Annotated in this window: 16 protein-coding genes; 5 read left to right on the top strand and 11 right to left on the bottom strand. The window is 74.8% G+C overall.

Annotation, left to right across the window (positions count from 1 at the left end; translation table 11 throughout):
* Positions 1–412: 412 nt before the first annotated feature.
* A complete protein-coding gene (locus tag FH715_RS27510; protein ID WP_246109022.1) occupies positions 413–2,104 on the bottom strand; it encodes a hypothetical protein in 1,692 nt (563 codons plus the stop codon).
* A gap of 95 nt (positions 2,105–2,199) precedes the next feature.
* Here FH715_RS27510 and FH715_RS27505 point away from each other — a divergent pair, with 95 nt between their 5' ends.
* The 3 genes from FH715_RS27505 to FH715_RS27495 all read left to right on the top strand — a co-directional run bounded on the left by FH715_RS27505 (position 2,200) and on the right by FH715_RS27495 (position 6,067).
* On the top strand, positions 2,200–3,030 hold the full coding sequence (locus tag FH715_RS27505) for an alpha/beta fold hydrolase (RefSeq protein ID WP_139650152.1): 831 nt from the start codon (positions 2,200–2,202) through the stop codon (positions 3,028–3,030).
* A gap of 293 nt (positions 3,031–3,323) precedes the next feature.
* Positions 3,324–4,622, top strand: coding sequence for a histidine--tRNA ligase (gene hisS, locus FH715_RS27500; RefSeq protein ID WP_139650151.1), 1,299 nt, complete (start codon positions 3,324–3,326; stop codon positions 4,620–4,622).
* 170 nt (positions 4,623–4,792) lie between these two features.
* Complete coding sequence (locus FH715_RS27495; RefSeq protein ID WP_139650150.1) at positions 4,793–6,067, top strand: phosphoribosyltransferase family protein; 1,275 nt, start codon at positions 4,793–4,795, stop codon at positions 6,065–6,067.
* Positions 6,068–6,481: 414 nt separating this feature from the next.
* Here the strand turns inward: FH715_RS27495 and polX are convergent, their stop codons facing one another.
* A complete protein-coding gene (gene polX / locus FH715_RS27490; RefSeq protein WP_139650149.1) occupies positions 6,482–8,203 on the bottom strand; it encodes a DNA polymerase/3'-5' exonuclease PolX in 1,722 nt (573 codons plus the stop codon).
* Between the two features lie 174 nt (positions 8,204–8,377).
* On the opposite strand from polX, the gene FH715_RS27485 reads away from it, so the two are divergent.
* A complete protein-coding gene (locus tag FH715_RS27485; protein WP_246109021.1) occupies positions 8,378–9,556 on the top strand; it encodes a site-2 protease family protein in 1,179 nt (392 codons plus the stop codon).
* Between the two features lie 543 nt (positions 9,557–10,099).
* On the opposite strand, the gene FH715_RS27480 is transcribed toward FH715_RS27485, so the two are convergent.
* From FH715_RS27480 to FH715_RS27450, 7 genes are all read right to left on the bottom strand, one after another.
* Entirely contained in the window at positions 10,100–11,143 is a 1,044-nt protein-coding gene (locus FH715_RS27480) for a glycoside hydrolase family 5 protein (RefSeq protein WP_139650148.1), read from the bottom strand.
* A 662-nt stretch (positions 11,144–11,805) separates the two neighbouring features.
* A complete protein-coding gene (gene ptsP / locus FH715_RS27475) occupies positions 11,806–13,461 on the bottom strand; it encodes a phosphoenolpyruvate--protein phosphotransferase (protein WP_139650147.1) in 1,656 nt (551 codons plus the stop codon).
* Positions 13,462–13,463: 2 nt separating this feature from the next.
* On the bottom strand, positions 13,464–13,727 hold the full coding sequence (locus tag FH715_RS27470) for an HPr family phosphocarrier protein (protein WP_139650146.1): 264 nt from the start codon (positions 13,725–13,727) through the stop codon (positions 13,464–13,466).
* 52 nt (positions 13,728–13,779) lie between these two features.
* Positions 13,780–15,948: a fructose-specific PTS transporter subunit EIIC gene (locus tag FH715_RS27465; protein ID WP_139650144.1), complete on the bottom strand. Its 2,169-nt coding sequence runs from the start codon at positions 15,946–15,948 to the stop codon at positions 13,780–13,782.
* Positions 15,949–16,069: 121 nt separating this feature from the next.
* Complete coding sequence (pfkB, locus tag FH715_RS27460; RefSeq protein WP_139650142.1) at positions 16,070–17,029, bottom strand: 1-phosphofructokinase; 960 nt, start codon at positions 17,027–17,029, stop codon at positions 16,070–16,072.
* Positions 17,026–17,787, bottom strand: coding sequence for a DeoR/GlpR family DNA-binding transcription regulator (locus tag FH715_RS27455; RefSeq protein ID WP_139650140.1), 762 nt, complete (start codon positions 17,785–17,787; stop codon positions 17,026–17,028). Before FH715_RS27455 ends, pfkB begins: the two co-directional genes overlap by 4 nt.
* A 681-nt stretch (positions 17,788–18,468) precedes the next feature.
* Positions 18,469–19,092: a TetR/AcrR family transcriptional regulator gene (locus FH715_RS27450; RefSeq protein ID WP_139650138.1), complete on the bottom strand. Its 624-nt coding sequence runs from the start codon at positions 19,090–19,092 to the stop codon at positions 18,469–18,471.
* 81 nt (positions 19,093–19,173) lie between these two features.
* On the opposite strand from FH715_RS27450, the gene FH715_RS27445 reads away from it, so the two are divergent.
* The gene (locus FH715_RS27445; protein WP_139650136.1) at positions 19,174–20,673 is read left to right on the top strand and encodes a DHA2 family efflux MFS transporter permease subunit; all 1,500 of its coding nucleotides are present in this window, start codon (positions 19,174–19,176) and stop codon (positions 20,671–20,673) included.
* 133 nt (positions 20,674–20,806) lie between these two features.
* Here the strand turns inward: FH715_RS27445 and FH715_RS27440 are convergent, their stop codons facing one another.
* Together FH715_RS27440 and FH715_RS27435 are read right to left on the bottom strand one after the other, a co-directional pair.
* On the bottom strand, positions 20,807–21,691 hold the full coding sequence (locus tag FH715_RS27440) for an alpha/beta fold hydrolase (RefSeq protein WP_139650134.1): 885 nt from the start codon (positions 21,689–21,691) through the stop codon (positions 20,807–20,809).
* Entirely contained in the window at positions 21,688–22,407 is a 720-nt protein-coding gene (locus FH715_RS27435; protein ID WP_139650132.1) for a TetR/AcrR family transcriptional regulator, read from the bottom strand. Before FH715_RS27435 ends, FH715_RS27440 begins: the two co-directional genes overlap by 4 nt.
* Positions 22,408–22,865: the final 458 nt, after the last annotated feature.

The raw sequence follows: 22,865 nt of genomic DNA, 5'->3' as shown, positions 1-22,865 counted from the left end.
CACCCAGACCGGCAAGGTCAGTAGTCGACCAACCCCCGCCACCCATGCACCGCGCAGTTCCCCGCGCCCCCAAGCAGGCCGTCACCTGCCGCAGATGAACCCGCACCCGCACGACGACGCCAGCCCCCACCAGGGGCGCGGGGAACTGCGCGAACAACCCACCACCGGGGCGCAGACGACAACCCACCCAGACCGGCAAGGTCAGTAGTCGACCAACCCCCGCCACCCATGCACCGCGCAGTTCCCCGCGCCCCCAAGCAGGCCGTCACCTGCCGCAGATGAACCCGCACCCGCACGACGACGCCAGCCCCAACCAGGGGCGCGGGGAACTGCGCGAGCAACCGACCACCGGGGCGAGGACGACAACCCACCCCGGCCGGCAAGGCCGGTAGTCGACCAACCCCCGCCACAGCTAAAGCCCGCGGAACGCGAGGCGCGTCTCCGTGTCGCCGGTGCGCAGCGTCAGCCCCTCGTCCCACAGCGCCGGCGGGCGCCCCGCCTCCCACGCCACCTGAAGCGCGGCGCCCAGCAGCAGCGGGTCGAGCACCGGGTCGGGCGCGGCCCAGCCGCCGACCGCCCGGGCCTCGGCCACCGTGCCGTCCCGCAGCCGGAACAGGTGCCGGCCGGGCCCCAGCGCCGCCACCGCGACGGAGAGCCACGGCTGCGCGGTGAACCGTTCCCGCAGCCAACGTTCCGGCGGCAGCTCGCCGTGCGGCTGGCGGCGCGCCGCCACCTCGGCGGTCTGCGCGGCCGGGGAGCGCGTTCCCTCCTCCGCCAGCACGGCCAGAAAGCCGCGCGCCCCCGCGCGCGCCGGGTCGAGCGGGTGGCGGGCCACCTCGACCGTGTCGCCGACCAGCCGGCCCACCACGTCGAACGCCGTGGGCCCAGGGCCGCCGTCCGGCGTCGGGTCGGGGTAGCGGGCGGGGCGCGGTGCGTCGACCGGCGGGGCGACGCGCGCGCCGAGCAGCTCGTAGAAGAGGCGTTGCAGCTCCGGCGCCGAACGGTCGGTCAGTCCCAGCGCCCGCTCCGTCACCGGCGTCAAGTCCCCGGCGGGTTGCGTCCGTTCGGCGTCGCGCAGCTGGGCGAGCAGGTCGCCTTCGGGGTCGAGCCTGGGCGCGGCGGCGCCGAACGCGTGCATCGGGGAGCGCGGGTCCAGCTCCTCCTCGCCGCTGGCGGCGAGCAGCGTGGACCTGCCGAGCCCGGCGCCGTAGAAGCTGACGGAGCCGGTGTCACCGACCACCAGGTCGGCGGCGATCAGCGCGGCCTGCCAGCCGCGTTCGGGGCTGACCAGCCGCAGCCCGGCGTCCCGCGCGGCGCGGAACCTGCGGTCCACGCCGAACGGCGTGTCGTCCGACCAGACGTTGGGGTGCAGCACCAGCGCCACCACGTACTCGTCGACCGGCAGCGCGTGCGTCAGCCGCAGCGGCAGGTCGGGGTGGCGGCGGATCAACGAGTGCGGTCCCCATGTGGAGTTGATGACGACGAGCCGCCGCCCGCCGGTCGCGCCGAACGGCTCGCGGAAGTGGTCGCGCCAGTCCAGGTTGGCGCGCATCCGGTCGAAGCAGGGGTCGCCGACGACGCGGGCGTGCGGCACGGCCGCGGGGCAGCTGACGGCGAGCCGGGTCAGCTGCTCCTCGTGGGAGAGCCCGATCACGTCGGGCACCACCCGTCCCCGGTGCAGCAGTTCGCGCGGGGAGAGCCCGGCTGACGAGGTGGCGTCGCCGGTGGAACGGTGGGTCAGCCGGTTGTAGCCGGCGCCGTGCGGCAGCACGACGAGCGGCCGACTGAGCCGCCGCATCGAACGGTTGACGGCGCACGCCACGACGAGGTCGAACCGGCGGCGGGTCGCCTCGCGCCAGGGCAGCACCGTGCCGCGTTGCCGCGTCAGATACTCGGCGAGCCCGCCGTCGAACGCCGAGCCCGGGTTGACGGTGAACGAGACCGTGATCCCGTCCTCGGCGCGCAGCAGCGGCAGCACGTCCAGCAGTCTGGTCGCCGACGTCAGGTTGCGCACCACGCCCAACACGTCGATGGGGCCGGCCCGTTCACCCGCGGGCGCCGTCGCGGACGCCCGGCGGCGCGACGCGGCGCGGAGGAAGGACACGACGGGGCTCCGTTGGGACGGCTCGGGGGCGGAGGCCAGGGTAGCCAACGCGGGGCGCGGGCCCGGCCCGCGGTCGCCCCGGCTACCGTGAGCGCATGGGGACGGCGGAGACGATCGTGGTGGGGGGCCGGCGGGTGCCGGTCGTGGACTCGGGTGGGCCGGCGGACGCGCCGGTGCTGGTCGCGCTGCACGGAACGTTCGGCCGGGGCGCGGAGTTCACGCGGCTGGCGGCCGACCTCGCCGGCCTGGTGCGGGTGGTCGCCCCCGACCAGCGCGGGCACGGCCACAGCCAGCCTGTCACCGGCGGCTACGGCCGGGACGCGTTCGTGGCGGACGCCGCCGCCCTGGTGCGGGCGCTCGGGGCGGGGCCCGTGGTGCTCCACGGTCACTCGCTCGGCGGTATCACTGCCTATCAACTCGCGGCGCGGCACCCGGAGTTGGTTCGGGCACTGGTGGTGGAGGACGTCGGGCACCTGATGCGGCGCCCCGAGGTGCCCCACCCCACGCTTGAGGTGCGGGGCTGGCCGCGCCGGGCGGCGAGCAGGGCGGAGCTGGGCGCGGCGATCGAACGGCGGGGCGTGCCCGACGCGGAGTACTTCCTGCGCAGCGCGGAGCCCGAGCCCGAGGGGGACGGCTGGCGGCTGCTCTTCGACTGGGACGTGATGACGGAGGTGCAGGCCGGCGGCGTCGGCGACTGGACCGCCGACTGGCGTGGCTCGGACTGCCCGGCGCTGCTGCTGCACGGCGCGGGGTCGCCGCTGCTGCCGTCCGCGCTGGCCGACCGGATGGTCGCCGAACGGCCCGGCACCACCCGCGTCGACTTCCCTGGCGCCGGCCACTGGGTGCACGACGATGCCCCGGCCGAAGTCGCCGCCGCCGTGATCGCCTTTCTGCGGAAACACGGAATTCTCGCCGGAACGCACTGAGGCGTTTCCGGCGGGGCCGTTTCCCCGCCTCTCCGGAGATATTCCCGACCCTATTCACCGCGCATTCCGCCCCCGGGCGGCCCGAGGGTTTCGGGAAAGGAATTCGGGAACGCGGTTCCGTTCCGCTTTCCCGGGGTCCGGCCGGCGACCGGGTGTCCGGGGTGCGAGACGGTGAACCGGCCGGGTCCCCGGCCTCGCTGGGCCGGGCGGTGTGCGGCCGGAAGCGACTTCGTGGGCGCACGCCAGGTCTGCTAGCGTGAGGACTTCTCAACTCACCCTGGAAGGATCGTGCGGTGACGGATCTGCTCCCGACCACCCCCTATCGCGGTACCAGAGATCTTCTGCCGCAGCAGATGTCCGTCAGGCAGCAGTTCTTCCATCCGCTCTTCGAGGTTATCGAGAGTTACGGATTCGGGCGCTATGACGGCCCCATTCTGGAGCCGGCCGAGATCTACGAGGCGAAGTCCGGCGAGGAGATCGCCAACCAGCAGCTGTACTCGTTGACCGACCGCGGGGGGCGGCGGCTGGCGCTGCGCCCGGAGATGACGCCCTCGGCGGCCCGGATGATCGCCCGCAACCTCGGCAGCCTCCCGCTGCCCGTCCGCTGGTACAGCCACGTGATCTGCCACCGCTACGAGCGCCCGCAGCGCGGCCGGCTGCGCGAGCACTGGCAGATCAACGTGGACATCTTCGGCTCCGACAGCGTCAACAGCGAGATCGAGCTGTTCGAGCTGATCCACGACATGATGGGCGCGCTCGGCGCCACCCGCGACATGTGGGCGCTGCGCGTCGGCGACCGGGTGCTGCTGGAGAGCGTTCTGCGCGACATCGTCAAGGTGCCGGGCGACCGGATCGCCGAGGTGTCCTCGCTGGTCGACCGCTGGGAGAAGTACCCGCGCGAGAAGCTGGCCGAGGACGCGGAGAAGCTGTCGCTGACGCCCGCCCAGTTCGGCCTGCTGGCGGAGACGCTGGGCAGCGGTGACGAGGTGCTGCGCGCCGTGCCGGCCGAGGTGGCCGAGCGTTCCCACGTGGTGCGGCTGCTCAACAGCGAGGCGCGGGAGCTGGTCACGTTCGACCCGTTCATCGTGCGCGGCCTCCAGTACTACACGGGCACCGTCTTCGAGGTCTTCGACCTGCACCCGGAGAACCGCAGGGCGCTCTTCGGCGGCGGCCGTTACGCCGACCTGGCGGGGCTCTTCACCCGGCAGCAGGTGCCCGGCATCGGGTTCGCGGTGGGCGACGTGACCCTCCAGGACTTCCTGGAGACCCACGGGCTGCTGCCCGAGCCGAGGCCGCAGGCCGACGCGGTGGTGATCCCGCTGGGCGAGTCGCTGACGGCCGAGGCCCGGCGGATCGCCGGCGTGCTGCGCCGGGCCGGCGTGCGCACCACCACGCCGCTGGAGCCGCGGAAGCTCAGCAAGGAGCTGTCGCAGGCTGACCACCTCGGGGCGCGGGTCGCCGTGGTGGTGGCCGAGGACGAGTGGCGCAGGGACGCGGTGCTGGTCAAGAACCTCGCCACCCGCGAGCAGCACGAGGTGCCGGTCGCGGAGCTCGCCGACCGGGTCGCCGCCGTGCTGGCGCCGGCCCCGTAGCCTCCGCCCTTCGAGACCGAACGAACTCCCCGCCGTGTGCGGGGAGTTCGTCGTTTCCGGGCCCGGCGGCGGGCGGGCTCTCCCCCGGCTGACGGCGTTTGACGGGCGCCGGCGACGGTCACGCGGTTCGATGGGGGGACGGGACTCCCCGCGACCGAGGAGGTGGAGGGATGCGTTTCGCTGACCGGCGGGAGGCGGGCCGACGGCTGGCCGGCGAGCTGGCCGCGCTGCGCGGGCGGAACGTCGTGGTGCTGGGGCTGCCCCGGGGTGGCGTGCCGGTCGCCGCCGAGGTCGCCACCGCGCTGGGCGCCCCGCTGGACGTGGCCGTCGTGCGCAAGCTCGGCCTGCCGGCCCAGCCCGAGCTGGCCATGGGGGCCGTCGCCGAGGACGGGCCCCGGGTCGTCAACGAGCAGGTGGTGGGCGGTGCGCACATCGACGAGCGGACGCTCGACGAGGTCGAGGCCGCCGAACGCCGCGAACTGGACCGCCGCGCCCACGCCTACCGGGGCGACCGCCCGCGGATCTCCGTCGCCGACCGCACCGTCGTGGTCGTCGACGACGGGCTGGCGACCGGCGCGACCGCCCGCGCGGCGTGCCGCTCGGCGCGGGAGCGCGGCGCGGCGCGGGTGGTGCTCGCGGTGCCGGTGGCGCCGGCCGACTGGGCGCGGCGGATCGGCGACGCGGCCGACGAGCTGGTCTGCCCGTGGGCCGTGGACGACTTCCTGTCCGTCGGCCAGTTCTACGACGACTTCGCGCAGACCACCGACGACGAGGTGGTGGCGCTGCTGCGGCGCGGCGGCGCGCGGGCGGTGGAGATCCCCGCCGGCGACGTGACGCTTCCCGGCGAGCTGACCCTGCCGGCCGGGGCGCGCGGCGTGGTGGTCTTCGCGCACGGCAGCGGCAGCGGGCGGCACAGCCCGCGCAACGTGTTCGTCGCGGAGGCCCTCGCCCAGGCCGGCCTCGGCACCCTGCTGCTCGACCTGCTCACGGAGGAGGAGTCAGCCGACCGCGCCAACGTCTTCGACATCGGCCTGCTCGCCGAACGGCTGACGCACGCCACCGACTGGGTGCGCGACCACGGCGCGCCCCACGACGGGCTGCGCGTCGGCTACTTCGGCGCCAGCACGGGCGCGGGCGCGGCGCTGTGGGCGGCGGCGGACCCGGCGTCCCCGGTGGGCGCGGTGGTCTCCCGCGGCGGGCGCCCCGACCTGGCCGACCGGCGGCTGTCCGAGGTCCGCTGCCCGACACTGCTGGTGGTCGGCGGCAACGACGAACGGGTCCTGGAGCTGAACCGCGCGGCGGAGCAGTCGCTGAGCTGCCCGCACCGGTTGGAGGTGGTCCCCGGCGCGACCCATCTCTTCCCCGAGCCGGGCGCGCTGTCCGAGGTGACGGCCCTGGCGAGGGACTGGTTCCTCACCCACCTGGGCCCTCCGGGCGGCGCCTGAGCCCCCGGTGAAGTCCCCAAGCCGCCCACCGGCCCCACAGGGGCGCGGGGAACGGCGCGAGCAACCACACACCGGGCCGCGGACGACAACCCACCTCACCGGTGCGGCACCGAAGTCGTCTCACCCCCACCACCCATGCACCGCGCAGTTCCCCGCGCCCCCAAAGCCGCCCACCGGCCCCACAGGGGCGCGGGGAACGGCGCGAGCAACCACACACCGGGCCGCGGACGACAACCCACCTCACCGGTGCGGCACCCTAGTCGTCTCACCCCCACCACCCATGCACCGCGCAGTTCCCCGCGCCCCCAAAGCCGCCCACCGGCCCCACAGGGGCGCGGGGAACGGCGCGAGCAACCCACCACCGGGGCGAGGACGACAACCCACCCGGGCCGCGCACGTGACTGGTCGCCCCCGTCAACGTCCCCCGCGCAGGAAGCGACGGAGGCGGGTCAGGGGCCAGGTGTTGATCACGTCGTCCGGCGTGAGCCACCCCCGTTGCGCCTGCGCGACGCCGTACCGGACATGCCCCAGGTGCGCCGGCGCGTGCGCGTCGGAGTCGACGGAGAAACGGACGCCGTGCTGCCGCGCCCGCAGCACGTGCGCGTCGTTGAGGTCCAGCCGGTTCGGGTGGCTGTTGATCTCCAGCGCCGTGCCGGTGCGGGCGCAGGCCGCGAAGACCGCGTCCAGGTCCACGTCGACACCGCCGCGCCGCCCGAACTTCCGCGTCGTGGGGTGGCCGATGATGTGGACGTGCGGGTTCTCGCAGGCCCGCAGCAGGCGGCGGGTCTGGGCATCCCGGTCGAGGTCGAAGTGGGAGTGGAGGGACGCCACGCACACCTCGAACTCGGCGAGCACCTCCGCCGGCCAGTCCACGTTCCCCTCCGGGTCGATGTTCAGCTCCGTGCCGTGCAGCAGCTTCAACCGCCCGTGCCTGTCGGCCAGTTGGCGCAGCTCCTCGCGTTGGGCACGGGCCTTCTCCAGCGTCATCCGCTGCATCCGCAGGTCCGGCGCGTGGTCGGTGACCGCGTAGTAGCGCAGGCCGCGCCGCGCGGCGGCGGCGACCATCTCGGTCAGCGGGGCGACGCCGTCCGTCAGGTCGGTGTGGCTGTGCAGGTCGCCCCTGAGGTCCGCCTCGGTGACCAGCCGGGGCAACGCGTCCCGCCCGGCCGCCTCGATCTCGCCGCGGTCCTCGCGCAGCGTCGGCGCGACCCACGACAGTCCCAGCCGCCGGTAGACCTCCTCCTCGTCGCCCGCCGCCCGCCGCCGCCCGCTCTTCGCGTCGAAGAGCCCGTACTCGGAGAGCTTCAGCCCGCGCCGCAGGGCGATCTCCCGCAGCCGGACGTTGTGCGCCTTGGAGCCGGTGAAGTAGATCATCCCCGCGCCCCAGGACTCCTCGCCCAGCACCCGCAGGTCGATCTGGAGGCCGTCGACCGTGCGCACCGTGGTCTTCTTCGTGCCGCGCGCCACCACCTCGGCGACCAGCGGCAGCGCGACGAACGCCGCCATCACCGGCTCGGGGTCGTCGGCGGCGGCCAGCACGTCGACGTCGCCGATGGTCTCCCTCATCCGCCGCACCGAGCCGGCGTAGGCGCAGCGCGTGACGCCCGGCGCGGCGCCGAGCGCGGCGACGGTCTCCTCGGCGACGCCGAGCGCCACGTCCAACGCGATCCGCCCGCCGGAGGCGTGCAGCACCGCCAGCCCGCGTTCGAGGTTCTCCCGCGCCTTGGGGCCGAAGCCGGCGAGCCCGGCCAGCCGGTCCTCGCGCACGGCGGCGGCCAGCGCGTCCACGGAGGAGACGCCCAGCTCGCGGTAGAGCGTCATCGCCTTCTTCGGCCCGAGCGTCGGCACGTCGAGCAGCGCCCGCACGCCCGGCGGGACCGACGACCTGGCCTTCTCGACGGCGGGCACCCGGCCGGTGCGGAGATACTCCTCGATCTTGTCGGCGATCGAGGCGCCCACCCCGGGGATCTCCCGCAGCCCGCCCGCGTCGAGCGCGCCGATGTCGCCGGGGTGCCCGCCGACGGCGCGGGCCGCGCGTTCGTAGGCGCGTTGCTTGAACGCGCCTCCGCCGGTGATGGCGAGGAGGTCGGCGTACTCCCTGAGCAGCGCCTCGACCTCGTCGTTGGCACGGGCCATACGGTCGAGTGTAGGAAGCCGGGCGCCACCCGGCACGGCGAGCGGCACGCGCCCCGGTCACGCGCCGCGCGCCGGTCATACACCGCGCCGGTCATACACCGCGCGCCGCGCATGACCGGGGCGCGTGCGGGTACTCGGCGCGCCGACCTGACGTTCGCGGACACGGTGAGGCGGGTGAACGAGGTGCGGGCCACCTTCTGGCTGGGCCGGATCGCCGGCGTGCGGGTCGGGGTGCACTGGAGCGTCGCCGTGATCTTCGCGGTGATCGCCCTCGGCCTGGGCGCCGAACGGCTGCCCGACGCCTACCCCGGCCGCGGCGCGCTCGGCTACACGCTGCTTGCGCTGCTGGCCGGGCTGCTGTTCTGGGCGTCGCTGCTGGTCCACGAGTTGGCGCACGCGCTGGTTGCGCGGCGTTCCGGGGTGCCGGTCGACGAGATCACGCTGTGGCTGCTCGGCGGCGCGACCCGCACCAGGCGGGAGGCGCCCGACCCGGGTTCGGAGTTCCGCATCGCGGCGGCCGGTCCGGCGACCAGCCTGGGGCTCGGGGTGCTCTTCACCGCCCTCACCTGGCTGCTGGTGGCCGCCGACGCCGGACCGCTGGTGGAGGTCGCGGCCTGGCTGGCGGTGATCAACTTCCTGTTGGCGCTCTTCAACGCCTTCCCCGCCGCCCCGCTCGACGGCGGCCGGGTGCTGCGCGCCGCGCTGTGGCGGCGCTCGGGCGACCGGCCGCGTGCCACGGCGCAGACCAGCACGGCGGGGCAGGCGTTCGGCTGGCTGCTGGTGGTCGTCGGGCTGGTGGTGTTCCTGTGGACGGGCGCGTTCGGCGCGGTCTGGCTGGCGCTGGTCGGCTGGTTCGTGGCAGGCGCCGCCGCGTTGGAGGGGCAGGCTTCGCGGACACGGCAGCTGCTGGCCGGGGTGCCCGTCCGGGAGAGCATGACGCCGGGCCCGGCGACCGTGCCGGCGGACGAGACCGTCGGCGGGCTGCTGTCGGAGACCGGTCCCGCGCTCGACCACCCGGCGCTGCCGGTCGTCGGCCGGGACGGCACGCCCGTCGGCCTGGTCACCAGGGAGATGCTGCGGAACGTGCCCGTCGAGAAGCACCGGACGCTCACCGTCGCGGAGATCATGGTCCCGCTGGACGAGGTGCGCACCACCCCGCCCGACGGCGACCTGGCGGAGCTGCTGCCCAGCATCGACCCGGGCCCTGAGCACCGGGTGCTGGTCATCGACCGGAACGGACGACCGGACGGCGGGAACGGGCGCGCGCCCCGGCTGCTCGGGATCGTCTCGCCCTCCGACGTCAACCGCACCATCAGCCGGCTCACCGGCGGGCACCGGCAACCGGCCGGCTGATGGTGGCGCGCGCCTCTGCGCGAATGCGCTGGGTGGCGGGGGTTGGTCGACTACCGACCTTGCCGGTCCGGGTGGGGTGTCGTCCTCGCCCCGGTGGCGGGTTGCTCGCGCAGTTCCCCGCGCCCCTGGTGAGGGCTCGCGTGATCGGTCAGGTGCGGCTTCACCTGCGGCAGGTGACGGCCTGCTCGGGGGCGCGGGGAACTGCGCGGTGCATGGGTGGCGGGGGCCAGTCGACTACCGACCTTGCCGGTCCGGGTGGGGTGTCGTCCTCGCCCCGGTGGTCGGTTGCTCGCGCAGTTCCCCGCGCCCCTGGTGAAGGCTGGCGTGATCGGTCAGGTACGGCTTCACCTGCGGCAGGTGACGGCCTGCTTGGGGGCGCGGGGAACTGCGCGGTGCATTCGTGGCGGGGGTTGGCCGACTACGGAGCTTCGTGGCTGGGTGGGTTGTCGGCGTGAGCCCGGTGGTCGGTTGCTCGCGCAGTTCCCCGCGCCCCTGCACTGCCGTGGGCGGCTTGTTTGGGGCGCGGGGACTGTGGATGCGCGCTCAGTTGTAGATCGTGGCCTCCTCGGCGGTCGCGGCGACGCCGTTCTCGCCGTGGAAGAGCCGCTCGCCCCACTCGGTGAGCTGGGCGGGGTCGAAGCCGTTCACCAGGTCGAGATAGCCGACCTCGCTGCTGTTGCCGCTCCAGGACCAGCCCAGATAGCCCAGGTCCAGCTGCTCGGCGGTCGCCATGATGGCGTCCTCGTCCGGGTCGCCGTCCGAGTGGTTGTGCCCGAACTCCCCGACCAGGATGGGGAGTCCGGCGTCGACGAACGTGTTCAGGTACTCCTCCACGGCGCCGGGCGCGTTGTAGACCCCGTACATGTGGATGGAGAAGACGGTGTTGCCCGTCGGGTCCGAGGCGTAGACGTCCTGGGCGCCGTCGCGCATGGTGCCGGTCCAGTCCTGGCCCCAGTTGGGCGCGTCCACCATGATCGTGTGCTCGAAGCCGGCGTCGCGCAGCTTGCCGATGGCGGCGGTGGTGTCGGCGGACCACGCCTCGTAACCGGTGTTGCCGAAGGGCTCGTTGCCGATGTTGACGATGATGTGGTCTTCCTCGCCCTGGAGTTCGCCGAGGACGCTGACCCAGTAGTCGGCTGCGGCGTCCAGCGAGACCGCGGCCGACTGCTCGCCGTAGCCGGTGGTGTCGTGCACCTCCAGCACGCAGATCAGCCGGTTGGCCTTGCACTCGGCGACGATCTCGGCGACCTGGTCGGGGGTGGTCCGCTCCCACTGGTGGCCGCTGCTGAGCACCACCCGCACGGTGTTGGCCCCCAGCTCCTTGATGTCGCCCAACGCGCCGAGCTGGTCGGTGAACCAGGCGTGCGCGTGGTTGGCGCCCCTGATCACGAAGTCGTTGCCGGTGCTCTCGACCAGCCGGCCGTTCTCGACGTGCAGCCCGACGGCCCGCGCGTCCGACTCGCCGGCGGTGGCCGGCTGCACCGAGAGCGCGGCACCCAGGGTGACGGCGACGCCCGCGGCGAGGGCGACTCCGACGCGGCGGCCGGGGACGCGGTGCATGGCGGCGACTCGTTTTCCGCTGTTCATGGTCGTCTCCTCATCGGGGGTCCGTCCCGTGGGACCCCCTGGGGGGTGAGGGGTGAGGGACTGGGAGCGCTCCCATGCTCGCCCGTCCATCACGCCACCCGCACTGACGTGGTGTCAAGGCAACGGAGGCTGTCGAATGGATTCGACGGATCCCTGCGGGGCGTGCGGGTGCGACCACCGTGCCGGGCGGTCACGGCGGACTGTCGAGTGCGGCCCGGCGCACGGTTGCTCGCGCAGTTCCCCGCGCCCCTGGTTGGTCGTGGCGAGCGCGATCGGTCACATGAGCGTCAACCCCCGCGGCCCGAAGGGGCGCGGGGAACTGCGCGGCGCATCCACGACGGGCCGCAGACGACAACCACCCACAACCACCCACACGAGCTGTCGCCCCGCCACGGCAACAGTGATCGGTCACATGGGCATCAAACCCCCGCGGCCCAAAGGGGCGCGGGGAACTGCGCGGCGCATCCACGACGGGCCGCAGACGACAACCACCCACAACCCACCCACACGAGCTGCCGCCCCACCACGGCAACAGTGATCGGTCACATGGGCATCAAACCCCCGCAGCCCAAAGGGGCGCGGGGAACTGCGCGGCGCATCCACGACGGGCCGCAGACGACAACCACCCACAACCACCCACACGAGCTGTCGCCCCACCCCGTTCAGCCAAGCGCAGCGACTAGTTGGCGGGCCGTCGCCGCGTCCGGTGCGGTGCGGGCCGCTTCGGCCAGCTCGCGGCAGTCGGCGAGGGTGTGCGCGGCCAGCGCCGCGCGCAGGCCGGGCAGCGCGGCCGGCGCCGCCGAGAGGCTGGTGACGCCGAGGCCGGTCAGTACCAGCGCGAGCGCCGGGTCCGCCGCCGCCTCGCCGCAGACGCCGACCGGGCGGCCGAGCCGCCCGCCGGCCTCCGCCGTCCGGTGGACGAGGTCGAGCAGCGCCGGCTGCCAGGGGTCGAGGAGTTCGGCGAGGCCGCCGAGGGTGCGGTCGGCGGCGAAGGTGTACTGGGCGAGGTCGTTCGTTCCGATGCTGAGGAAGTCGCAGTCGGCGGCGAGGTGTTCGGCGCGCAGCGCGGCGGCCGGCACCTCGACCATGGCGCCGGCGGTCGGCAGGCCGTGCGCACGCGCGCGGGCCGCGAACGCGGCGGCCTCGGCGGGCAGCGAGACCATGGGGGCCATCACCCACACCTCGGCGGCGTTGGCCTCGGCCGCCCTGGCCAGCGCGGTCAGCTGGTTCTCCAGCAGCGCGGGGTCGCGGGTCGCGGTGCGCAGCCCGCGGACGCCGAGCGCCGGGTTGGGCTCGTCGGGCGCGGTGGCGAACGGCAGCGGCTTGTCGGCGCCCGCGTCGAGGGTGCGCACGACGACGCGCCGGCCGGCGAACGCGGCGAAGACCCGCCCGTAGGCGGCGGTCTGCTCCTCGACGGAGGGCGCCTCGGCGCGGTCCAGGAAGAGGAACTCGGTGCGGAAGAGTCCGACGCCCTCGCTGTCGGCCTCGGCCGCGCCCCGGAGTTCGCGGGGCGCGCCGACGTTGACCAGCAGCGCCACCCGGTGCCCGTCGGCGGTGCGGCCCGGGCCGCTCAGCTCGGCGGCGGCCCGGCGCCGGCGCCGTTCGGCGGCGGCGGCCTCGGCGACGCGTGCGGGCGCGGGGTCGGGTTCGACGGTGCCGGCGGCGCCGTCCACGAGGACGCGGCGGCCGTCGGTCAGCGCGCTCGCGCCGGGGCAGGCGACGACGGCCGGCACGCCGAGTCCCCGGGCGAGGATGGCGGTGTGGCCGGTGGGCCCGCCCTCCTCGGTGACCAGGGCGAGGACCTGTTCGGGGTCGAGGAGCGCGGTGTCGGCGGGGGCCAGGTCGGTGGCGACCAGCACGTGGGGGTGGCCGGGCCGCGGCAGCCCGGGGACCGGCAGTCCGAGGAGAGAGGCGATCGCGCGGTCGCGGAGGTCGTCGAGGTCGGCGACGCGTTCGGCGAAGAGCCCGCCGGCGGCCCGCAGCGCGGCGCTGAACGAGCCGAAGGCGGCGGTCAGCGCGCGTGTCCCGTCGGAGCCGGCGCGCACCTCTGCCTCGGCGAGGTCGGCCAGCGCGGGGTCGCTGACCATCATGACCTGCGCTTCGAGCACCTCGGCCGCGGCGCCGGTGAGCGGGGCCGCCCGCCGTTCGAGGGTGGCGGCGACGTCGCGGAGCGCGGCCCGCACGGCCGCGGCCTCGGCCGGCGCCTCCTCGGGCGGCACGGCGCGGGGCGGCGGTGGCAGCCGGGGGGCGGCCATCCTGGCGACGGGGCCCTCGGCCGTTCCGCCGCCGACGCCGACGCCCCGGATGACGCGCGCCACGGTCACTCCTCTCCGGCCGCGACGAGCGCGGCCAGCTCCTCGACCGCCGCCTCGGCGCCGTCGCCCTCGGCGGCGAGCACCACGCGCTCGCCGTGCGCGGCGCCGAGCGCCAGCACGGAGAGCAGGCTGCGGGCGTCCACCGGCTCCCCGCCCTCGCGGGCGAGGGTCACGGGGACCGGCTGGCGGGAAGCGGCCTGGACCAGCAGGGCCGCGGGGCGGGCGTGCAGTCCGCTGGCGGCGCCTATCGCCACGGTGCGCTGGGGCATGTCTCACTCCTCGGGTCGGGGGCGGGGCGCGGTCGCCCGCCCCGGGGTGTGGTCAGGCGGTCTCCGGTATCGCCTCGCGGCGGGCGGCCGTGGCCGCGGCGGCGGGCGAACCGGGCGCGGGGCGGCGGGACTTCAGGAGCACGACGAGGGCCGTGCTGAGCGCGGTGCCGGCGGCGATCGCCACCAGGTAGAGGAACGGCGAGCCGATCAGCGGGATGACGAAGACACCGCCGTGCGGGGCGCGCAGCGTGGTCTCGAAGCCCATGGAGAGGGCGCCGGTCAGGGCGCCGCCGGCCATGGCCGAGGGGATCACGCGCAGCGGGTCGGCGGCGGCGAACGGGATGGCGCCCTCGGTGATGAACGAGGCGCCCAGCACCCAGGCGGCCTTGCCGTTCTCCCGTTCGGTGCGGGTGAAGAGCCGGGCCCGGACGACGGTGGCCAGCGCCATCGCCAGCGGCGGCACCATCCCGGCGGCCATGACGGCGGCCATCACCCGCAGGTTGCCGTCGCCGGCCTCGGCGAGGCCGCCGACGGCGAAGGCGTAGGCGACCTTGTTGAGCGGTCCGCCCAGGTCGAAGCACATCATCGCGCCGAGGACCGCGCCGAGCAGCACCGCGTTGGAGCCGGAGAGGCCGTCGAGCCAGTCGGTCAGCTCGCGTTGCAGCGCGGCGAGCGGCTCGCCGACCACCACGAACATCAGGAAGCCGACGACGGCCGAGCCGACGAGCGGGATCACCAGCACCGGCATCACCCCGCGCAGCGACGGGGGGACGCCGACGCGTTGGACGCCCATGACGACCAGGCCGGAGAGCAGGCCGGCGACGAGACCGCCGAGGAAGCCGGCCTCGATGGTGACGGCGATGGCGCCGCCGACGAAGCCGGGTACGAGTCCCGGTCGGTCGGCCATGCCGAACGCGATATAGCCGGCGAGTACGGGGACGAGGAAGCCGAACGCGGCGCCGCCGATCTGGTGGAAGAGCGCGGCCCAGCTGTCGCCCTCCAGCCAGGAGAAGTGGTCGGCGACGGAGGGCGCGTCGGCGATCTCGTGGCCGCCGATGGCGAAGGAGAGGGCGATCAGCAGTCCGCCGGCGGCGACGAACGGGACCATGTAGCTGACGCCGCTCATCAGATAGCGGCGCAGCCGCGAGCCGAAGCCCTCGCCGGCGCCCGCGCCGGGCGCGAGCGCGGGGCGCTCGGCGGCCTCGGGGGCGCGCGCTCCACTGCCCTGGCGCGCGGCGGCGGCGCGCGCCTCCTCGACGAGCTGGGGCGCACGGTTGACGGCGGCCTTCACGCCGACGTCGACCGTCGGCTTCCCGGCGAACCGTTCCCGCTCCCGCACCTCCACGTCGTGCGCGAGGATCACGGCGTCGGCCCCGGCGACCAGCGCCGGGTCGAGGGGGGTGAAGCCGCCCGATCCCTGGGTCTCCACGAGGAGTTCGACGCCGGCCTCCCGGCCGGCGCGCTCCAGGGACTCGGCGGCCATGTAGGTGTGGGCGATGCCGGTGGGGCAGGAGGTCACGGCCACGATCCGGAACGGGCGCGCGGCCTCCCCGGCCGTGGCCGCCTCCCCGGCCGGCCGGGTGTCGTCGGTCTGCTGTTCCCCCAACGTGCCGTCGTCCGGGGGCCGTTCGGCTCGCTCCGGGCGCGGTGGCTCCGCCGTCTCCGGCGGCCCGGCCGGGGAGGCGGCCTCCGCCTCCACGTTCGGGTCCGCGCTCGGGTCCGGGTGCGCGTCACCTGTGGCGGCGCCCGACTCGCCCGTGTCCGCGTCCCGCTCCGTCGGGCGTTCGCCGCGGATCAGGGCGGCGACGGCGGCCGGGTCGGTCGCCTCGCGCAGGGCCCGGGTGAACTCCGGGCTCATCAGGCGGCGGGCCAGCTCGGCGAGGATCGCCAGGTGGTCGCGGTCGCCGCCGGTCGGCGCCGCGATCAGGAAGATCAGGTCGGCCGGGCCGTCGGGGGCCTGGAAGTCGATCCCGTCCCGGCTGCGGCCGAACGCCAGCGTCGGCTCGGAGACCTGGGCGCTGCGGCAGTGCGGGATGCCGATGCCGCCCTCCAGCCCGGTGGGCATCCGCGCCTCGCGCGCGGCCACGTCGGCGAGGAACGCGTCCAGGTCGGCGACGCGCCCCGCCTCCACCATCCGTGTGCCGAGGGCGCGCACCGCCGCCTGGCTGGTGTCGGCGGTCAGGTCCAGCTCCACCAGCTCGGGAACGATCAACTCGGCCATCGCGGGCTCCTCTGCTCGCTGTCGTGCTCGGACTTCCGCATCCCGTTCGCCGCGATCCCGTTCACCGTGTTCCCGTTCCGCGCGGCCTCGTTCACCGTGATCCCGTTCCACACGGTCTCGTTCACGTCGTTCCCCCGCCCCGGCCGGCGGTCAGCGGCCGGTCCAGTGGCACGTCGGCCGTCGTGACCACCGCCGAGGGCGCGAGATCGGCCGCCGTCGGCATCGCGCTGCCCGGCAGCCCGACGGCCGCGGCGCCGTGCGCGACCGCGGCGGCCAGCGCGCTCGGGCCCCGGCCGCCCGCGGCCAGGAAGCCGGCGAGCGAGGCGTCGCCGGCGCCGACGTCACTGCGAACGGCGGCGACCGGGGCGTGCCCCCAGTAGATGCCGCCGTCCTCGACCAGCAGCTGGCCGTCGGCACCCAGGCTCGCGAGCACCGCTCCCGCGCCCCTGGCGCGCAACTCGCGCGCCGCCTCGACCGCCTCCCCCACCGTGCGCAACGGCCGGCCCGCGGCCTCGGCGAGCTCGTCGGCGTTCGGCTTGACCACGTCGGGGCGGTGCGCGAGGGCGGCCGTGAGCGCCTGGCCCGAGGTGTCCAACGCGATCCGGGCGCCGGCCCGGTGCACACGGGCGACCAGCTCCGCGTACCAGGCGGGGGCCAGGCCGCGCGGCAGGCTGCCGCAGCAGGCGATCCACTCGGCGTCGGCCGAACGGGCCCGCACGGTCTCGATCAGCGCCTCCGCCTCCGCCGGACTCAGGCTCGGGCCGGGGGCGTTGACCTTGGTGAGCAGCCCGTCGGGCTCGACCAGGGTGACGTTGACCCGCGTCGAGCCGGCGAGCTCCACGCCCGCCACGTCGATGCCTCGCCCGTCGAGCAGCCGCGCCAGCAGCGCGCCCTCGGCGCCGCCCAGCGGCAGCACCGCCGTCGTCGCGCCGCCGGCGGCGGCGACGGCGCGGGCGACGTTGACGCCCTTGCCGCCCGGCTCGACCCGGTCGCCTTCGGCGCGCAGCAGGCCGCCCCTGCGCAGCTCCGGCACCTCGTAGGTGCGGTCCAGGCTGGGGTTGGGGGTGACGGTGAGTATCACGCGCGGACCACCTCCGTTCCCCCTCGTTCGATGGCGGCGGCGTCCTCGTCGCCGAGGCCGCCGTCGGTGACCAGCAGGTCGACGTCGGCGAGGTCGCCGAAGCGGGCGAAGTGGCGCTGCCCGAACTTCGCCGAGTCGGCCAGCAGCACGGTGCGCCCGGCGGCGGCGACCATGGCGCGCTTGACCGCGGCCTCGGCGAGGTCGGGGGTGGTCAGGCCGCCGTCGAGGCAAAAGCCGTTGGTGGCCAGCAGCAGCAGGTCGGCGTTGATCTCGGAGTAGGCGCGCAGCGCCCAGGCGTCGACGGCGGCCCGGGTGCGGTGCCTGACCCGGCCGCCGACCAGGTGCAGCGCGATGCCCGGGTGGTCGGCGAGCCGGGCGGCGAGCGGCAGGGCGTGGGTGACCACGGTCAACGCGCAGTCGCCCGGCAGGGCGGCGGCGAGCCGCACCGTGGTGGTGCCGGCGTCGATGATCACGCTGCCCTCGGCCGGGAGTTCGGCGAGCGCGGCGCGGACGATGCGGTCCTTCTCCGCGACGGAGACGGTGTCACGGGCGGCGAGGTCGGGCTCGATGTCGAGCCCGCCGGCGGGGATGGCGCCGCCGTGCACCCGCCGCACCAGCCCGGCCCCGGCCAGCACCTTGAGGTCGCGCCGCACGGTCTCGGCCGTGACCTGGAACGCCTCGGCCAGGGACAGCACGTCGACCCGTCCGGCCTCCTCGGCGAGGCGCAGGATCTCCTGCTGACGCTCGGCTGCGTACATGTGGGTTTGTGCCCGCTTTCACGCCTGACTCTGTTGGTGTCGGCGACAGTACTCCCGGTTCGAGACAAAGTAAACAGACTCGGACACGCCTCTCCGGGCGGCGGGCGCGACAGGCATGAGCGACGTGGACAGGCATGAGCGAGGCGACAGGGGCAACGTGCGACCCGTCGCGGATGCGCCACGCAGCTCCCCGCTTCGGGCCGCGGATGGCGGGTGGTGACTCGTGCGCGACGATCAGGCTCGCCACGGCCAACCGGTGACGCGTGTCGCGTTGATCACCAACGCTCGCCAACGGTTCACCAGGAGTGCGCGCGAGCAAGCGGCCGACGACAGTCGGTTACGTCAGTGCCGCATGAGCGCACACCAAGGCCGGCACCCGACGCGGGGAGGAGGGACTAGGTCGACTCGTTTGGATCTTCGTGGAGCAGGGCGCGGCTCCCCCAGCCTGGCGGCTGGGAGGTGCCCCCATGATGCGGTGCTCCCCCGGGCCCTCGGGGGCCCGGGAGGTACCCCCACCAGGCGCCGGATCGCAGCTCATACGTTGGGGGCACCCCCGGACGAAGTCTGGGGGAGTATTCGCGCGATTCGGTAACGCAGCGAGGTTCCCCCAGGCCCCTCGGGGGCGTGGGAGGTGCCCCCATCGCTGGCGTCGCGCCCCCGCGAAGATCCAAACGAGACGGCCTAGCGCCCGTACGCCCGAAGGAAGGTCGCCACGGCCGCGTCCGCGACCTCGCGCGACTCGTCGACGGAGACGGCCCTCGTGCCCATCCGGGAGCGCACCTCCATGGGGCCGGTCAGCAGCGCCATCAACTGCTCGGCGGCCAGGGCCGGTTCGTCGGCCGTCAGCCGCCCCGCGAGGGTGAGCCGCCCGAGCGGGTCGGCCAGGGCGTGCACCACCCGATGCGGCCCGTAGGCGCTGACCAGCTCCAACACCTCGGGGAAGCGACCGACCTCGGCATACAGCAGGCGGCGCAGGGCGCAGGAGTCCGGGTCGCCGTGCACCTCAAGAAGCCGCCGACACACCGCCCGGAGAGCGGCGGGCAGGTCGTCGCCCGGCGCGTGCAGCGGCTCGATGGCGGCGATCCGTTCCACCAGCTTGGCCTGGGCCTTGGCCTCCAGCGCGCCGCGGAAGAGGGTCGCCTTGTCGGTGAGGTGGTTGTAGACGGTGGGCTTGGCCACGCCGGCCTCCGCCGCGATCTCCTTCACACAGGCGTCCGCGTAGCCCTTGCGCGCGAAGACGGTGAACGCGCCCGTCAGGATCGCCGCCCGCTTGTCGACACGTGCACGCGCCGGGGTCGCTGCCATGCCGTCGATGGTAGACCGGCGGGTTCATTCGAGGAGTTCACCGGGTTGCGATTGAACCAGCTGGTTCACTACTTTGAACCCATGAGTTCAAACACGCGGGACGCGGACCGCCTGGGCGCTCCCCTGCTCAAAGTGATCGCCGTCCTCCTCCTCGGCGGGCTGCTCGGCATCCTGAACAGCACCATGGCCGCCGTCGTCACCCCGACACTGGCCGAGTCCCTCAACACGTCGCTGAGCACGGTCGGTTGGGCCTCCACCGGCTTCCTGCTCGCGGTCACCGCGACGATTCCCTTCACCACCTGGGCCGTCGACCGCTTCGGCGGGAAGCGCCTCTGGCTGGTCGGACTGGCGATCTTCGTGGCCGGCTCGCTCGCCTCCGGGCTGGCGTGGAACGCGGGCAGCCTGATCGCCTTCCGCTCCCTCCAGGGCGTCGGCGCCGGGCTGTTGGATCCGTTGGTGCTGATACTGCTGGCCAGGGCGGCCGGGCCGGCGCGGGCCGGGCGGGTGATGGGCCTGATGGGCGTGGTGCTCGCCCTGGGGCCCGCGCTCGGGCCGATCAGCGGCGGCGCGGTGACGGAGGTGTCCTCGTGGCGTTGGATGTTCCTGCTGAGCGTGCCGGTCGGGCTGGTCGCCCTGGTGCTGGCCCGGCGCGTACTGCCCGCCGACCCGCCGGCGCCGGACGAGGCCACCGGGGGGCCGCGCCTCGACGTGCTGGGGCTGGCCCTGCTGGCGCCCGGCTTCGCCGGCCTGGTGCTGGCGCTCTCCCAGACCGCCGAGGAGGGCACGGCCCTCGCCTGGCAGAGCTGGCTGCCGCTGCTCGCGGGCGCCGGCCTGCTGCTGGCCTACGGAACGCACGCCGCACGGCTGCGGACCCGCCCCCCGCTGATCGCTCTCAGCCTCTTCGCCAACCGTGGCTTCACCGCCAGCGTCACCATCATGGGCCTGAGCGGACTGGTCAACTTCGCCGTCTTCTTCGCCCTCCCGCTCTACTACCAACAGGTCCACGGTCACGGCGTGTTGGCGGCCGGGCTGCTGATGGCGCCGGTCGGGATAGGCGGCTCGCTGGCGATGCCGGTAGCCGGGCGGCTCTCCGACCGGCTGGGTTCGCGCGGCCTCGCGGCGGGCGGCGCGACGGCGGCGGCACTGTGCACCCTGTCCCTGACCAGGGTGGACGAGACCACGACCGAACTGTGGCCGGTGCTGGGCGCGTTGCTGCTCGGTGTCAGCCTGGGGTTCATGGCGGCGCCCACCATGGGCTCGCTCTACCGCGCGCTGCCTGCCGAGCGGGTCGCGCAGGGCAGTTCCGTGCTCTACATGCTCAACCAGCTGGGCGCGGCACTCGGCGTCGCGGTGGTCACCCTGGTGGTGCAGACCTCCGGAACCGTCACCGAGGGGCTGCACCGCTCGTTCTGGCTGTCCAGCGGCGTGCTGCTGGTGATCCTGCTGGCCATCCCGCTGCTGCCGGGGCCGGCACGACCCCGGCCGGCGGCCACCGCGCCGGTCGACGGCGCCGGCGGTGTGGGGGGCGCCGGCGGTGCCGGCAGTGTGAGCGGTGCCGGCGCCGAGGAGGTGCGGCCGTGAGGCGGGAGCGGACCGTGGCCCTCACCTGCGGCGCCGACGGCCTGGGCCGCGCCCCGGCGGAGGAGGGCGCGGGGAACCGCGCGAACGCCCCACCAGCGGGCGGGCGGCCCGTGCCCCCTCTCCCGGGGAAGCCTCAGCGGGCGGCCAGGGACCGCACGAAGGCGGCGATCTCCTCGGGGTTCTCCTCCGCCATGAAGTGACCGGAGCCGGTGGCCTGGTAGGTCAGGTCCGGCGCCCACTTCCCCCACAGGGAAGAGGCGTCGAAGCCCAGCCGCGCGCCCCAGTCCTGGGAGATCACGGCCACCGGCATCGCCAACTCGGCGCCGCGCTCGCGGTCGGCGCGGTCCGTTTCGAGATCGACGCCGGCCGTGGCGCGGTAGTCGGCCACGATCGAGTCGACGGCGGCGACGGAGCTGTCGACGTAGTGTGCGCGTTCCCCGGCGGTGAACGTCGTCCCCGCCGGGTCCCACGCGTCGAGGAACGAGCCGAAGAACTCGGGCGCCACGGCACGGATCATCCTCTCCGGAAGCCCCGGGGGCTGGGCCATCAGATACAGGTGCCAGGCGACCTTGGCGTCCACACCGCTCAGCACCTCCCAGGTGTCCAGGGTGGGCAGCACGTCCAGGATGCCGAGGTAGTCGACGGCCCCCGGGTGGTCCAGGCCCGCGCGGACGGCGACGAGCGCGCCCCGGTCGTGGCCGACGAGTCCGAAGCGTGCGAAGCCCAGGGCCTCGGCGACGCCGACGACGTCGCGGGCCATGGTGCGCTTGGCGTAGACGTCGGGATCGTCGCCGGACGGCTTGTCGCTGGCGCCGTAGCCCCGCAGGTCGGGAACGATCACGGTGTGCTCGTCGGCGAGCCGGCGGGCGACGTGCCGCCACATGTAGTGGGTCTGGGGGAAGCCGTGGAGCAGCACCACGGCGGGCCCCTCCCCCGCGACGGCGACGTTGAGCCGGACACCGTCCGCCCCCGGCAGGGTGCGGTAGTCGAATCCGTCGATGGTCAGGGACGTACTCACTCGTTCTCCTCGTTGCCCGGCACTGGCGGCCGGCTGGTGTGTGGGACGGGGGCGCCGGAGAAGATCCCGGCGGGCAGCGGGCGCTCGGCGGCGGCGGTCGCCCGCAGCGCCGGCAGCACGACCGTGTCGACCAGCGCGGCGAGGTAACCCTCGCCCGCCGGCAGCCCGTTGACCCGGCGCAGCAGCAGGGCCGCGCCGACGACCTCCTCGAAGGGGAACGGGTCGGTACCCTCGGGCAGTTCGCCACGGGCCACGGCGGCGTCCACGACCGGGCGGGGCAGCCGGGCGCCGGTGGGGCCGACGGAGTCCTCGATCGCCTCGCACAGCTCGGGATCCTCAAGCCCCGCCTGGAGCAGGAGCATCGCGGTGCCGCTGTCCGCCGCCCGCATCGTGCGGTCCAGCCGTCGGCACAGGGCCAGCAGGTCCCCGCGCAGGCTGCCGGTGTCGACCGGCTCGGTCGCGCCCTCGCGGGCGGGGCCGGCGCGCAGCGCGGCGACCACCATGTCCCGCTTGAGCCGCCACCGGCGGTAGAGGCTGGCCTTGGACGCTCCGCAGCGGCGGGCGACCTCCTCGTAGGTGAGGCCCTCGTACCCCGACTCCGACAGCACCTCGACGACCGCCGCCAGGATGCGCCGCTCCAACCCCTCGTCACGCGGCCGGCCACGCTGCGTCCTGCCGGACCGCGGCCCGCCGGAACCTTCTTTTCGATACGACACGAGTCGTATCCTAAAGCATGGCGCCGCAGGCGCAGGCGCAGGCGCCCGCAGGGCGTGGGGCGCTGGGGCGTTGGGGCGTCGGGCGCCCCGCAGAGCGCGGGCTCAGGCTCGGGCGTCAAGCCCGGGCACCAGGTACAGACGTCAGGCACGGCCGTCAGATCCAGACCATCAGGCACGGGCGTCAGGCACGGGGGTCCGATCGAGACATCAGGCCCTGGCATCAGTCGCGAACGCCAGACCGAGACATCAGGCACGGGCGTCAGTCGCGGACGCCAGACCTCAGGCGCCAGGTACGAACGTCAGAGCCCGACGTCAGGCGCAAAGCCTCCAGGCCCAGGCGTCAGACCCGGGTGCCACGCGCGAACCTCAGACCCAGACGCCAGACACGAACATCAGACCCCGACGCCAGACGCAAAGCCTCCAAGCCCAGGCGTCAGACCCGGGTGCCACGCGCGAAC

Origin of the sequence: Streptomyces sedi (assembly GCF_006335015.1) — a bacterium.
GTDB classification, from domain to species: domain Bacteria; phylum Actinomycetota; class Actinomycetes; order Streptomycetales; family Streptomycetaceae; genus Streptomyces; species Streptomyces sedi.
The sequence above is the reverse complement of the archived record's forward strand: the minus strand, read 5'-3'. Positions and strand labels throughout refer to the sequence as shown.

Excerpts from the sequence above, each read along its gene's own strand:
- FH715_RS27505 (WP_139650152.1), top strand. The coding sequence starts at position 2,200 with ATGGGGACGGCGGAGACGATCGTGGTGGGGGGCCGGCGGGTGCCGGTC.
- FH715_RS27495 (WP_139650150.1), top strand. The coding sequence starts at position 4,793 with ATGCGTTTCGCTGACCGGCGGGAGGCGGGCCGACGGCTGGCCGGCGAG.
- polX (WP_139650149.1), bottom strand. The coding sequence starts at position 8,203 with ATGGCCCGTGCCAACGACGAGGTCGAGGCGCTGCTCAGGGAGTACGCC.
- FH715_RS27480 (WP_139650148.1), bottom strand. The coding sequence starts at position 11,143 with ATGAACAGCGGAAAACGAGTCGCCGCCATGCACCGCGTCCCCGGCCGC.
- FH715_RS27470 (WP_139650146.1), bottom strand. The coding sequence starts at position 13,727 with ATGCCCCAGCGCACCGTGGCGATAGGCGCCGCCAGCGGACTGCACGCC.
- FH715_RS27465 (WP_139650144.1), bottom strand. The coding sequence starts at position 15,948 with ATGGCCGAGTTGATCGTTCCCGAGCTGGTGGAGCTGGACCTGACCGCC.
- FH715_RS27455 (WP_139650140.1), bottom strand. The coding sequence starts at position 17,787 with ATGTACGCAGCCGAGCGTCAGCAGGAGATCCTGCGCCTCGCCGAGGAG.
- FH715_RS27450 (WP_139650138.1), bottom strand. The coding sequence starts at position 19,092 with ATGGCAGCGACCCCGGCGCGTGCACGTGTCGACAAGCGGGCGGCGATC.
- FH715_RS27445 (WP_139650136.1), top strand. The coding sequence starts at position 19,174 with ATGAGTTCAAACACGCGGGACGCGGACCGCCTGGGCGCTCCCCTGCTC.